The organism is Flavobacterium sp. ST-158 (assembly GCF_058309975.1).
The window spans coordinates 1-13,869 of the sequence record NZ_JBZEEN010000004.1; the positions used below are offsets into that span (position 1 = coordinate 1).

The following is a 13,869-nucleotide window of genomic DNA, read 5'->3' on the forward strand; positions in this document are numbered from 1 at the left end:
AGTTTTGTGGGAGAGTATGTCGTCGCCTTTCTTTATTGAGCCCCAACCTGAAAAGGTTGGGGCTCTTTTTTTTATAGGTATGACGTGTTCGCCTAACGGCTTGGTTCGTCGCCTTTCTTTAATCTGAATTTCTTTCAGATTCTATAAACCCTGTTTCTAACGAAACGGGGTTTTTTATTTTGGATTTGTCCTGTTCTGAAATGGATAGTGTATTTACTGCATTTGCCTAACGAAGCGGTTCGTGGTCATTCCTACTTTTTAATCAGTATTTATTTTTTATACTGTAGTTCTGTCTATTCGAACATAATTTTTCGTATGTACTCTATTTTTGAAGTCTTATTGAAAAAGTTTTTTGTAATTGTCTTTAGTTAGGTAAATAAATTGGTTTTGACAAGGACAGATTGGTAATTCTGTTTTTGTAAAGTATTGATTTGTAATTTTTTGTATTTGTTTTATTTAAATAAAAAGAACTTTTTTTAAAAATATTACCAGAACAGGATAGGACAGGATGTTAATGTATTGTTAAATAGATATTTTTGGAATAATTAACTTAAACCATTTGTATTTATGAATTTTAAAACTTTACTTTTTAAACAAGTTCCTAAAGCGATGTTGCTATGCAGTGTTGCATTAGGTTCTGGAAAATTGTGTTCCCAAACATTAGCTTTTCCAGAAGCTGAGGGTTTTGGTAGATTTACCACTGGAGCTAGAGGTGCAGCTAATCCTCAAATTTATTTAGTAACTAATTTGAATGATAGTGGGCCTGGTTCTTTCCGTGATGCAGTGAGTCAAGAAGGTCGTTTTGTTATATTTAAAGTTGGAGGTATAATTAATTTATCTACTCAAGTTGTTGTTGCGAAAAACACCACTATTGCTGGACAAACAGCTCCAGGGGAAGGAATCGTTTTTTTAGGACCAAAGGTAACGTTTTCTGGTGCCAGTAATACAATAGCAAGGTATTTACGGATACGTTATGGTGGGACTTCAAAAAATCAAGATGCTTCTGGTTTATCAAATGGAGCAAATATGATTTTTGATCATATGACTTTTACTTGGGGAACCGATGAAGTGTTTTCTATTAATTGGGATGGAAAAGGAACTAGTCCTGATAATATTACTATTCAAAATTCTATAATTGGGCAAGGCATGCATCGTCATAATCACTCAGCTGGTGGATTGATTCAGCCTTCAGGAGGAAAAATTAGTTTAATTGGTAATTTATATATAAGTAACAAAACTAGGAATCCAAAAGTGAAAGGGATTAATGAATTTGTTAATAATGTAGTATACAATTGGGGGAATTTTGGAAATACTTATGGTCACTCTGAATCTGGAGAGGCATATATCATGGGTGGTGATTCCGCTGGACAATCGGATGTGAATATTATTAATAATTATTTTATTGGTGGTCCAAACACTAGTGCAACAACTTCTACACCTTTTAATAGAGGTAATTCTAACTTCAATTTATATGGTGCAGGAAATTATTTTGATAATAATAGAAATGGAGTATTAGATGGAGCCTTAGTGCCTCAAGATTTAACTGGTTTCCCAACAGGAGATATTGCAAGTATTTTGAGTGTTCCTTATGATTATCCAATGAAAAATCCTGTTCTTTCAGCTCAAGAAGCGTATAATAAGATTGTAGCAAGTGCTGGTGCATCTTATCCAAGACGTGATCAAGTTGACAATTTGATGATTTCTGATTTAATGTCTAAAGGAACTATTGGTACTTATGTATATGTACAAACGGATTTAACAAATCAATTTGGTTTTATTAATGGTGGAGCTGGTCATGTATACGGTGCTCCTGCTCCAATTGATACTGATAATGATGGTATACCTGATGCATGGGAGGATGCTAATGGTTTAGATAAAAACAATGCTAGTGATGCACTTGCGAACAGTACAACTAATCCTGGATATTTAAATATAGAAGTTTATATTAATGGATTGATTAATAGTATTCCACCTGATTTTGTAATTCCTCCAAGTAATATTGCTCTTAATGCAAGTTCTGTTGAGTTGCCTTCTCCATCAAGCAAAATTATCTTGAATTGGTTAGATAATTCAGATAATGAAACTAATTTTGTTATAGAACGTTCAACAAATGGCACTAATTTTTCTCAAATTACTCAGGTAGGTGCAAATACAACTACTTATACTGATACTGATTTAGTTCCAAATACAAAATATTATTATCGTATAAAAGCAATAACCGCTGCTGAGTCTTCTAGTTATAGTGCTGTGAATTCAGTTACTACTCCAGCACTTCCGTCAGCTCCAGGAAAAACAACAAGTCCAAATCCAATAAATGAATTTAATTATGCTGAACCAGCATCTGGCAGTCTTGTACTAAAATGGTCAGGAAGTTCTAATACAACAATTTATTCAGTGTATATTGGTACTGATGCGGCAGATTTAACTAAAGTAGCAGACGTAAATTATGCTACAAGTCCCTCTTATACGGTTTCAGGTTTAAGTTCAGCTACTAATTATTTCTGGAGAGTTGATGCTACAAATTCTAAAGGAACAGTTGAAGGTGATATTTGGTCTTTTAGAACGATATCGGATATCCCAATGGATATGGTTGGGCATTGGCCTTTTAAAGAGGCTGCTGGTGAAGGAGACGATATTGTGGATTTATCTTCTTATAGTAATAATGGTACGTTAGATTTAGATTTTGATAATGCTAATGTTAGGATTCAAGGAAAAGCTAATGATGCACTTGATTTTTCGACTTCAAATGACAATAGTTATATGGCTAGTATTCCTAATCAGGATCAGATATATTTAAACAAAAGTTCTTTTTCTATCTCTTTTTGGATGAATGCAGCTTCAAGTATGCTCCCTACAGGGTCTTCTAGTGTTTATTTATTGTGTAAAGGTTCGTTTACTAAAAATGCAACAACAGGTGCAACAGGAAAACGTTATAATATTGAATTTAAAAGTGGAGAACTTCGTTTTGCAATAGATGATGATGTAACTAAAAAAGAATTAAAAGGAGTTGGTTCAAGATTTTTTACAGGAAAATGGGAACATGTTGTTGTAATGAGAGATGTAATTGCTCATAAATTACGTTTGTATCTAAATGGAGTACTTCAGGGAGAACTTGATGAAACTGCTGTTACTGGTATTGCTGAGCCTTCAGATTTGATATTAGGGAATATAGGAGAACTTGAATTAGCTTCAGGTACCGCACCAGCTCCATATAAGGGGAAATTAGATGAGTTAAAAATTTATAACTATGCTTTATCGGCTACAGAAATTCAAGAGATATATAATAACACAGTCATAAATGCTCCTTCAAATGTTGTTTTTGAAACTAATACAGTCGCTACTCCTTTAGCATCAAGTACGGTGGTTTTGAATTGGAATGATAATTCAAATAATGAAGCTAATTTTGATATAGAACGTTCTACTGACGGTTCTACTTTTGAAAAAATTGCTCAAGTTGCTACTAACATAACTACTTATACAGATACAGAGGTTATTCCTGATACAAACTACTTTTATAGAATAGTAGCTACTAATGAAACTGATTCTTCAGATTATAGTAATGTTGTTGAAGTTTCAACTCCACCGGCTCCAGCACCAGTCAAAGCAGGTAATCCTAATCCTACGGATGGTTCTTATTTCTTAGAATTGCCAGTAGATAATTTCAATTTAGGTTGGAATAGTAAAATTGATGCTACTAGATATACGGTTTATTTTGGAACTGATCCAAACAATCTTGTTGCAGTTGCAGATGTTTCTAATTCAGAAAACCCATCAATCCAATTGCCATCAACTTTATCTTCTAGAGTATATTATTATTGGAGAGTAGATGCTACTAATGATTATGGAACAACTACAGGTGATGTTTGGAGTTTTAGAATTACCACTAACGAAATTGTAATTCATCCAAACCCTGTTAAAGAACAAATTAATATCAATATTCCATCGTATACATCTCCTTATATCAATGCATCAATCATTGATTCTAACGGAAATGTTATTTTAGAGCAAACTTTAAATAGTAATGGAAATAGTAAAGGGAATTTTAAAATTCATTTTACGGATAGAAAATTACCAGGTGTTTATATTCTTCATATAGAAGGTGAAGATTTAAATAATCATATCAAGTTGTTGATAACAAACTAATAAAGAAAAGAGCCATCTTAAGATGGCTCTTTTTTTATTTTATTTAATTTTATTGAATACTGTCTTTGGTTTCTTCTAAATCTTCTGATTGTCTTCCAACTTTTATTTTAGGATTGTCTTTGTTTCCAGTAATGGTTAACGGAATTCCTAAGATTCCTAAGGGTGGTAAGCCCAATCTCATTTTAAGATTTAATCTTCCGTCCAGACTGGTTGTTCCTTCTATTCTAGGTCTGAATCCAGCAAATTTGAATTTAAAACGTTCTAAAGTAATAATGTTATTTTTAATAGAACTTTTGATATCAACTTGGTTCAATTCTGGATTTTTGATGCTTTCTTTAGCTGTTTTTTTAGCAACACTGCTAAACATCTTCATGCCGTACATTTTTACATTTTTTACAGAGATAACTCCGTTTCCTAACAGGGAAGGAAATACAGGTTCCATATTTTCGTTTAAACGCCCTTTTAGATTGTAATCTAATGAGATTATTCCTTGAGCTTTTTCAGCAGCACTTGCCATTTCTCTAAATAATTTCACTTCTTTATATGCACGTTTGATATCGAATTCATTTGCTTTTATGTGGTAATCAAATCGAGCACTTTTTGGATTAACAGTTTTGTATGTGGCATCCATAGCAACGGTACAACCAATTAAATCAAAACCTGTATTTTGCAAAGTCAACAGGCTGTTTTTCATTTTTAAACTTCCTTTTGCTTTTGTAAGTTCCAATCCATTAAAGTTTACTTTTTGAGCATTAGCCATAAAATGTAAATCTAAATTTGGCGGAATCATAATAACTCCTGTTTCTGTTTTAGTAGTTGTGTTCGTTGATTCTGCTGTATTTGTTTTAGGTGCTTCGGTTGTTGTGCTTGACATGAATTCATCGGCATTGATATATTTTGAGTTCAAAGAAAAAGAACCTCTTAAAACACCTTTTTTGGAAGCCATAAAATTGAATACATTTTGTAAATAACCATTCAATTTAAAATCAGATTGACCGTAAGAAGCTAAGAAAGTATTGAAACGCATCTTGTCATTATGGAATTTAAAAATTCCCTCTTTAATGAGAAACGTTTTTGGCAAATATTCTGATGCCAATTCAATGTTGCGAATTTCTAATGTTCCACTGTTTTTTAGTTTCGAATAATTTCCTTTTTCGGCATCACTTTGTTTCCCTTTTAAAGCTACATCAGCTTTGATAAAACCTTTAACATCGAGACCTTTTTGAGAAAAAACTTGGTAGATTTTACCAATATCCAAAGTTCCTTTTGCATTGATGTCATAAATAAGATTATCAAAGTTGCTAAGATTGGCTTTTACATAAACAGGATTTCCTTCAAAAGTAAATTGAGCAGGTTGCAAGACTACTTTTAAATTTTTAAATGTTCCTTTTGGATTTGAAATAGTCGAAACAATTCCAATATTAGTTATTGGGTTTGGGTAGTATTTTGTTTTAAGAAAACCATTGTTTAAGTCAATAACAGCATTGGTTATTGGAAATATTCCATTCTTTTTATCAAATTTCCCTTTTGAAGTTCCGTTAGCAACAAGCATGCCTTTTAGTTCAAAATCTGGAATTCCAATGGCACGATTTAGTTTTTCTAAATCTATTTTGGCATTAAGTGCTGCGTCAATATCTATAATATCAGTTCCAGTGCTGTATAATCTTGTTTTTAAAGATTCTTTATCAATATTAAGTGATAAATTTTTTAAATCTACAATTAAAGAATCTGGATTTAAGGAAGGAAGTTTTGTAGAAAAATCAACATTTAAATTACTTACTGTTGACGGGCTTTGATTGTAGTTGATACTTCCGTCTTTTACATTAAAATCCAATTCAAGATTTGGAGCAATATTTTTTGAAGCGATGTAATTTCCTTTTAAGGATAATACGCAATTTGTATTTCCTGATAATTTGGTTTTGTCTAACCAGGTAATAAATTTGGGAGGAAAAGCGGTAAAAAAATCATTCAGATTACTGTTGGTGGTTTTTAAGATAAAATCCATGTTGTAACCTTCTTTCAAGAAATCAAATTTACCCTTGAAATCAACGGTGAGAGTGTTTATTTTTAAATCATTTTGCTGGAAAATAAACGAAAGCGAGTTTACATTGACTTTGGTAATCAAATCAGCATTTACTTTTTTATTCATCAAGTAAGGCTCGTTGTCGTAAAGAAGATTGAATTTTTCTATTTTAGCCTTAGAAGATAAATCAAAAATAGCTTTGCTTAAATCTCCTTTTCCTAAATAGTTAAAGCCAAAAATATCCAAATGAAGTTTGGTTGATAAATCGTCGTAAATAATTTTACTGTTGGTAATTTCAATTTTTTCAAGTCTTAAGGAACCATCAGCATCTTTGTCTTCTGTTTTTGTTTTGTTGGATTTATAAACATTATAATTAGCAAATCCTTCTTTGTTGACTTTTACATTAATATCAGCATTAGAAAGGAATATTTTATCAATATTTACCGATTTACCAAAGATTAAACTAGTGACATTGATACCAAAAGCTATTTCTTTAGCATTAATTAATTTTTCGTTTTCAAAAGGAGCAGAACCTTTGAGTTTAAAATTGTCTAAACTAACAGTCAGAGATGGGAAATGCTGAAAGAAGGATACATTCGATTCAGAATAATCTAGTTTAGCATTTAGTTTTTCATTAGCTACTTTTTTTATTTCTGCATTTATCTTGTCTGCAAAAATATAGGGGGCAATGAATAAAAAAGCCAATATACTGACCAATGCAATTCCTATATATTTTACTATTTTAAAAAATATAGCTTTTTTTTGAGACATGATTTTGAGAGGTGTTTGTGAAATAAAATAGGAACGCGATTTTGCATATAATATTATCCGTGTACGGTTTCGTTTTTACCGTAATTGATGATGATTGAAGTTTCGTATTCAATCCATTCTTGCCAGCGTTTGTCAACGTCAACATTGTCGGCGTATTTTTTTGCAAAGCCTAAAAAAGAGGTGTAATGTCCAGCTTCACTAATCATCAAATCACGGTAGAATTTAGCCAATTCAGGATCTTTAATGTTTTCGGATAATACTTTAAAACGCTCACAACTTCTAGCTTCAATCATGGCTGAAAATAACAATCGCTCACATAAAGCATCGTTGCGACTTCCGTCTTTTTTCATGAATTTAAACAATTCGTTGACATAGCTGTCTTTGCGTTCACGTCCAAAAGTAAGCCCTCTTTCTTTAATTAGGTCATGCACCATCTTGAAATGTTCAATTTCTTCCTGAGCTATAAGCATTAAAGCTGTAACCAATTCTTCTTTTTCAGAGTTTTGGGTAATCAAACTTATCGCATTGGAAGCAGCTTTTTGTTCGCACCAAGCATGGTCTGTTAAAATTTCTTCGATATTCGATTCTACTATATTGACCCATCTTGGATCGGTGGCTAATTTTAATCCTAACATACCATTATAATTTTATACAAAATTACTGTTTATTTCAGTGATTTTTATTCGAATATTCCTAATTCCAATAAATTTAGTATTATTTTGTGTCAATAATTTTAGTTGATATGAATGTGATGCCATCACTCTTAATAATTGGTTTTGTTTGGCCTGAGCCCAATTCTTCTGCAGCTGGTGGAAGAATGATGCAATTGATTTCTTTGTTTCAGGAACAGGGTTATAAAATCACTTTTGCTAGCCCCGCTCAGGATAGTGATTTTATGGTTGATTTGAGCGAATTTGGTGTTGAAAAAGCTGCAATAGCTTTGAATAATTCCAGTTTTGATGATTTTGTCAAAGAATTGAATCCTACTGTAGTTTTATTTGATCGTTTTATGATGGAGGAGCAATTTGGCTGGCGTGTTGCCGAGAATTGTCCGGATGCTTTGCGAATTTTGGATACTGAAGATTTACATTGTTTGCGTTTAGCCAGACAAAAAGCTTTCAAAGAAAAACGAACTTTTGAAATATCTGATTTATTAATTGAAGAAGTTGCCAAAAGAGAAATTGCCAGTATTTTAAGATGTGATTTGTCCTTGATGATTTCCGAGTATGAAATAGAATTATTAACGAAGGTTTTTAAACTAGACAAAACTCTGTTGTACTATTTGCCACTTTTATTGTCTGAAAAAGAAGTTTCAGATTTAAACAACTTACCTTCTTTTGATGAACGAAAGGATTTTGTATTTATTGGTAATTTTTATCATGAACCCAATTGGAATGCGGTGCAGTATTTAAAAGAAACAATTTGGCCGTTAATAAAAAAGCAATTGCCCGGAGCTGTTTTGAATGTTTATGGTGCTTATCCTTCGCAAAAAGTGTGGCAGTTGCACAATGTTAAACAAGGGTTTTTAATTCAAGGACGAGCTGAGAATGCTAATGAAGTGGTAAAAAAATCGAGAGTGGTTTTAGCTCCGTTACGTTTTGGTGCGGGAATAAAAGGAAAATTACTAGAAGCTATGCAATGCGGAACGCCAAGTGTGACTACTTCTATTGGAGCCGAATCGATGCAGGGAGATTTGCCTTGGAACGGTTTTGTGGAAGACAATCCAGAATTTTTTGCTGAGAAAGCAGTGCAATTGTATCAGGATAAAAACCTTTGGTTGCAGGTTCAAAGAAATGGAATTGAAATAATAAATCAACGCTATTTAAGGGAGTTGTTTGAAGAGGATTTTGCTACACAAATTGCGTTTTTAGTTTTGAATATAAAGCAACACAGATTGAATAATTTTATGGGTGAGTTGTTGCAGCATCATACTCTAAAAAGTACGAAGTATATGGCGAAGTGGATCGAGGAGAAGAATAGAAGTTAGAAGTTTTTCGCATGAGGGATGGAAGCGGCATCCTTTTATGTAATGTAATGGAATAAAAGATATAGCGTACAGCCCGACCATGCTGTAACGATAGTGGAAGCGGGGACATGCCCAAAAATAAAAAACCCGTCAAGTTTTACACTAGACGGGTTTTAGTTTTATGCTGAATCAGTAATTATGCAAGCATTGTTACTGGGTTTTCAATGTATTGTTTTAATGTTTGTAAGAACTGTGCTCCAGTTGCTCCATCGATAGTACGGTGGTCACAAGCTAAAGATAACATCATAGTGTTTCCTACAACAATTTGTCCATTTTTAACCACTGGTTTCTCAACAATTGCTCCTACTGAAAGGATAGCTGAGTTAGGTTGGTTAATGATAGAGTTGAATTCAGTGATACCAAACATTCCAAGGTTAGAAATAGTAAAAGTACTTCCTTCCATTTCTGAAGGTAATAATTTTTTACTTTTTGCTCTTCCAGCTAGATCTCTTACGCTAGCACCAATTTGAGATAAACTCATACCATCAGTAAAAGGTAATACAGGAACAACTAATCCGTCTTCAACAGCAACAGCAACTCCAATATTTACATGGTAGTTAATTGTTATTGCGTCAGCAGACCATTGAGAGTTGATTTTTGGGTGTTTTTTCAAAGCTAAAGCAGAAGCTTTAATTACCATATCGTTGAAAGATACTTTTGTATCCGGAACCGTATTGATAGTCGCTCTTGATTTCATAGCTTCATCCATAGATACTTCGATTACTAAGTTGTAATGAGGTGCAGTGAATAAAGATTCTGATAAACGTTTCGCAATGATTTTACGCATTTGCGAATTTTTGATTTCTTCAGTAGCAATTTGTCCAGCCGGAACATAAGGTTTAGCGGCAGGTGCAGCAGCAGTATCTATTTTGGCAGCAGGAGCAGCTTGTGTAGCGGCAGCAGCAGGAGTAAAGTTTTCGATATCGCTTTTTACGATACGCCCGTTTTCGCCAGATCCTTTTACCTGGCTTAATTGGATTCCTTTGTCAGAAGCAATTTTTTTAGCAAGAGGAGAAGCTATAATTCTTCCTCCATCAGCAGGAGCTTCTTGAACAACTGGCGTAGCAGTTGCAACAGGTGCAGCTTTAGTTTCTTCAGCAGCAGGAGCAGCTTGAGGAGCACCGCCAGCAACGTAGTTATCAGCAATTCCGCTGATGTCAGTTCCAGCAGGTCCAATGATAGCTAAAAGACTATCAACAGGAGCAGTGTTTCCTTCTTGTATTCCTATGTATAATAATGTTCCTTCGTTGAAAGATTCGAATTCCATTGTTGCTTTATCTGTCTCGATTTCAGCAAGAATGTCACCTTCTGCAACTGAATCTCCTACTTTTTTCAACCAAGTAGCTACAGTTCCTTCGGTCATTGTGTCGCTTAAACGAGGCATTGTAACAACTACAACTCCAGCTGGTAATGCAGCTACTGGTTTAGCAGCAGGAGCAGGAGTTTCTTCTTTTTTAGCTTCAGTTGCAGCAGGAGCTTCCGCAGCTGGTGCAGTACCTCCGGCAATTAAAGCTGAGACATCTTCACCTTCGTTTCCTATGATTGCTAATAATGAATCAACAGGTGCAGTTTCTCCTTCTGGAATTCCTATATATAAAAGAGTACCTTCGTTGAAAGACTCAAATTCCATAGTGGCTTTGTCAGTTTCAATTTCTGCAAGAATGTCTCCTTCGCTAATTTTGTCTCCTACTTTTTTAAGCCAAGTCGCTACCGTTCCTTCCGTCATTGTATCGCTCAAACGAGGCATTGTAATAATTGTTGCCATATTGATATTATAGTTTATGAGGTGTAAATGGATAATCTTCTTGTGCGTATACTACATCGTATAATTGCTCTAATTCTGGGTATGGAGATGATTCGGCAAAATCAACACATTCTTGAACTAAGCTTTTTACTCTTTCATCGATAGCTTCGATTTCAGCGTCTGTAGCGTATTTTTTATCTTTGATAATATCCAAAACCTGAGTGATTGGATCTATTTTTTTGTACTCTTCAACTTCTTCTTTAGAACGGTATAATTGAGCATCCGACATAGAGTGTCCTCTGTAACGGTATGTTTTCATTTCTAAGAAAGTTGGTCCGTCACCACGACGGGCTCTTTCGATAGCTTCGTGCATTGCTTCTGCAACTTTTACAGGATTCATTCCGTCAACTGGTCCGCAAGGCATTTCGTATCCTAAACCTAATTTCCAGATATCTGTATGATTAGCGGTTCTTTCTACAGAAGTTCCCATTGCATATCCGTTGTTTTCAACGATAAATACTACGGGTAATTTCCATAACATAGCCATATTAAAAGCTTCGTGTAATGAACCTTGACGAGCGGCACCATCACCAAAATAAGTCATTGTAACTCCTCCTGTATTGTTGTATTTGTCTCCAAAAGCCAATCCTGCTCCTACAGGAATTTGACCACCGACAATACCATGACCACCATAAAAACGGTGTTCTTTAGAAAAGATGTGCATGGATCCACCCATTCCTTTAGAAGTTCCAGTTGCTTTTCCAAGTAATTCTGCCATTACACGTCTTGGATCAACCCCCATACCAATTGGCTGAACGTGGTTTCTGTAAGCAGTAATCATTTTGTCTTTGGTTAAATCCATTGCATGCAATGCTCCAGCAAGTACAGCTTCCTGTCCATTGTATAAATGTAGAAAACCTCTAACTTTTTGTTGTATGTATAATGCAGCTAGTTTATCCTCAAACTTTCTCCAAAGTAGCATGTCTTCATACCACTTTAAATATACTTCTTTTGTAACTTCTTTCATCTCAAGTGTTCTTTTACTAAAGTTTTTATTGTGTTGTCAATTAGTATTTTTTTTCGCAAATTTATTCAGTATGGTCGAATTTGCGAAATGCAAAAATAGGACATTCCATCTAAGAACTAAAATTATAAAGCTAATTTTTAGTTTTATTAGAGCAGTTTTTTGTTAAATATTAAAGGGAGCAGGTTTTTTAAAGATTCTGATTTGTAAATTTTATTCTTTTCCCCCATAAAATAAATTTCTATTGGAGTCTCTTGTTTGTTTTCAAATTCAGCAATAGATTGTCGGCAAGAGCCACAGGGAGTAATAGGAGTAGAGATTCCTGTTGCTTCTGGAGCAGCGGTGATTACTATTTTTAGAATTTTGGCATCAGGATAATTGGAGGTGGCTTGAAAAAGTGCTACTCTTTCGGCGCAAAGTCCAGATGGGTAAGCTGCGTTTTCCTGATTGCTTCCTAGAATAATTTTACCATTATCTAAAGCAATTGCAGCTCCAACTCTGAATTTGGAATAAGGAGCATGCGCATTTTTTTGAATTAAAATGGCTTGTTTAAAGAGGTTTTGAGTATCTTTAGGTAATTCGTCTATCTTGTCATAAACTATGAATTTACTACAAATGTTAATTTCTTTCATGATTGTTTAAAGTAAAAAAAATCCAAATTTCATAAAAGTAGAAATTTGGATTTTGTATGCTGTTCTATTTTGATTTTAATATTCGTCGTATTTATCACCAAAGTTAAAGGATAGAGAAAAACGTAGGGTATTTTCTAATGGGTTTGGGATTTTTGAAGCTGAGAATAAATAAGAAACATCAATTTTTACAGTAGTGTATTTGAATCCGGCTCCTAAAGAAAAGTATCTTAGTCCACTCTTAGAGATGTTTTCGTGGTGATATCCTAGTCGCATAGCAAAAGCATCTTGATAAGAGTATTCTGCTCCAACAGAATACATTACTTCTTTTAGTTCTTCGCTAAAGCCATCAGGAGCATCTCCTAAAGATTTGAAAATACCAGAAACCCAACCTGTTTTTCTGTAATCTTCGTATGCTAAATCATAATCGGTTTTGTCTACAGTACCATCTCCATTGATGTCAGAACCGTTGTAAGCTCCGTTGTTGTAATCAACTTTTGGGGTTGGTACAAGTAATTTGTTTAATTCAAGGTTCAGTCCTAATTTGTTATAGTCGTCTAAAATAAAGTCAAATCCCGTTCCTAATTTTAAATTGGCTGGTAAAAAGTTAGAGCTAATTTCGTCATTGTCATAGCTAAGTTTTGGGCCTAGATTTTGAATATTGAAACCGGCTCTCCATCTTCCATTGAAGCTATTGTATGCAATTTCTTCTGATTGGTAAAAACCAGCAACATCAATTGCAAAAGAGCTTGCTGCTTTAGCATCGGTATTGTCTGTAGCTACTTTTAGGTTGGAACGAATGTATCTTGCGCCAACGGCCATAGAAAATTTTTCACTTAGTTTAAGAGAGTAGGAGCCGTCTAGTGCAAATTCGTTTGGAGAAACGATAGGAAAGGTTTCGTCGGCTGCGCCCGTTTGGCGTAATTCAATATCTCCAAAACCAAAATAACGAAGACTTCCAGCAAAAGCACTTCGGTCTGAAATTTTATTGTAATAAGTTGCTTGTCCTAACGAAATGTCATTAGCTAAACCAGTTAAGTAAGGGGTGTAGCTTACGCTGATGCCTTGTTTGTCTAATGCAAATGCATATTTTGCTGGATTCCATTGTTGAGAAAATGCATCTGCTGAAGTGGCTACTCCTATGTCGGCCATACCTGCAGCTCGTGCATCTGCAGTTACGGTTAAAAAGGGAACAGCGGTTGTAATGGGTCTTTGTTGTGCTTGGATTAGTGAAATTGAAAACAAAGAAATGGTTAAAAGTATTGTTCTTTTCATTGGTTGTTAGAAAATTGATTGGACAAATATAGTGTTTTATTAAAAAGTTGCAACTTTTTCACTTTTCACTTTTTTACTCTTAAAAAAAGCTTGTTAGTAATTCGTTTTTAGGTTTAAGTGGTTGTTAATTTATTTATAACAACAGTTTTTAACTTATATTGTGTTTGATGTTGTGGTTATTTTGCTTTTTAACTTATGAATCTGTTTTTTAGGCTTGAAGCTATTGGTTTGCAT

The 13,869-nt window shown here is 34.1% G+C and carries 8 protein-coding genes; 2 read left to right on the forward strand and 6 right to left on the reverse strand.

From position 1 onward, the window contains the following. Nucleotides 1-567: 567 nt before the first annotated feature. Nucleotides 568-4,143, forward strand: coding sequence for a LamG-like jellyroll fold domain-containing protein (locus AC4FRF_RS07400; protein WP_491158857.1), 3,576 nt, complete (start codon nt 568-570; stop codon nt 4,141-4,143). A gap of 49 nt (nt 4,144-4,192) precedes the next feature. Here AC4FRF_RS07400 and AC4FRF_RS07405 read toward each other — a convergent pair whose 3' ends face one another. Both AC4FRF_RS07405 and AC4FRF_RS07410 read right to left on the reverse strand, forming a co-directional pair. Then, entirely contained in the window at nt 4,193-6,937 is a 2,745-nt protein-coding gene (locus tag AC4FRF_RS07405; protein ID WP_491158858.1) for a hypothetical protein, read from the reverse strand. Between the two features lie 53 nt (nt 6,938-6,990). Next, nucleotides 6,991-7,572, reverse strand: coding sequence for a MiaE family protein (locus AC4FRF_RS07410; RefSeq protein ID WP_491158859.1), 582 nt, complete (start codon nt 7,570-7,572; stop codon nt 6,991-6,993). Nucleotides 7,573-7,679: 107 nt separating this feature from the next. Between AC4FRF_RS07410 and AC4FRF_RS07415 the strand changes: the two genes are divergently transcribed. After that, nucleotides 7,680-8,924: a glycosyltransferase gene (locus tag AC4FRF_RS07415; protein ID WP_491159140.1), complete on the forward strand. Its 1,245-nt coding sequence runs from the start codon at nt 7,680-7,682 to the stop codon at nt 8,922-8,924. A gap of 175 nt (nt 8,925-9,099) precedes the next feature. On the opposite strand, the gene AC4FRF_RS07420 is transcribed toward AC4FRF_RS07415, so the two are convergent. The 4 genes from AC4FRF_RS07420 to porV form a co-directional block, all read right to left on the reverse strand. After that, complete coding sequence (locus AC4FRF_RS07420) at nt 9,100-10,728, reverse strand: dihydrolipoyl dehydrogenase family protein (RefSeq protein WP_491158860.1); 1,629 nt, start codon at nt 10,726-10,728, stop codon at nt 9,100-9,102. Nucleotides 10,729-10,735: 7 nt separating this feature from the next. Further along, nucleotides 10,736-11,734, reverse strand: coding sequence for a pyruvate dehydrogenase (acetyl-transferring) E1 component subunit alpha (gene pdhA, locus AC4FRF_RS07425; RefSeq protein WP_491158861.1), 999 nt, complete (start codon nt 11,732-11,734; stop codon nt 10,736-10,738). 146 nt (nt 11,735-11,880) lie between these two features. Continuing rightward, on the reverse strand, nt 11,881-12,363 hold the full coding sequence (cdd, locus tag AC4FRF_RS07430; protein WP_491158862.1) for a cytidine deaminase: 483 nt from the start codon (nt 12,361-12,363) through the stop codon (nt 11,881-11,883). Nucleotides 12,364-12,438: 75 nt separating this feature from the next. Further along, entirely contained in the window at nt 12,439-13,635 is a 1,197-nt protein-coding gene (porV, locus tag AC4FRF_RS07435) for a type IX secretion system outer membrane channel protein PorV (protein ID WP_491158863.1), read from the reverse strand. Nucleotides 13,636-13,869 lie beyond the last annotated feature (234 nt).

Coding starts and splice junctions, on each gene's coding strand:
- AC4FRF_RS07400 (WP_491158857.1), top strand. CDS start 568: ATGAATTTTAAAACTTTACTTTTTAAACAAGTTCCTAAAGCGATGTTG.
- AC4FRF_RS07405 (WP_491158858.1), bottom strand. CDS start 6,937: ATGTCTCAAAAAAAAGCTATATTTTTTAAAATAGTAAAATATATAGGA.
- AC4FRF_RS07410 (WP_491158859.1), bottom strand. CDS start 7,572: ATGTTAGGATTAAAATTAGCCACCGATCCAAGATGGGTCAATATAGTA.
- AC4FRF_RS07415 (WP_491159140.1), top strand. CDS start 7,680: ATGAATGTGATGCCATCACTCTTAATAATTGGTTTTGTTTGGCCTGAG.
- AC4FRF_RS07420 (WP_491158860.1), bottom strand. CDS start 10,728: ATGGCAACAATTATTACAATGCCTCGTTTGAGCGATACAATGACGGAA.
- pdhA (WP_491158861.1), bottom strand. CDS start 11,734: ATGAAAGAAGTTACAAAAGAAGTATATTTAAAGTGGTATGAAGACATG.
- cdd (WP_491158862.1), bottom strand. CDS start 12,363: ATGAAAGAAATTAACATTTGTAGTAAATTCATAGTTTATGACAAGATA.
- porV (WP_491158863.1), bottom strand. CDS start 13,635: ATGAAAAGAACAATACTTTTAACCATTTCTTTGTTTTCAATTTCACTA.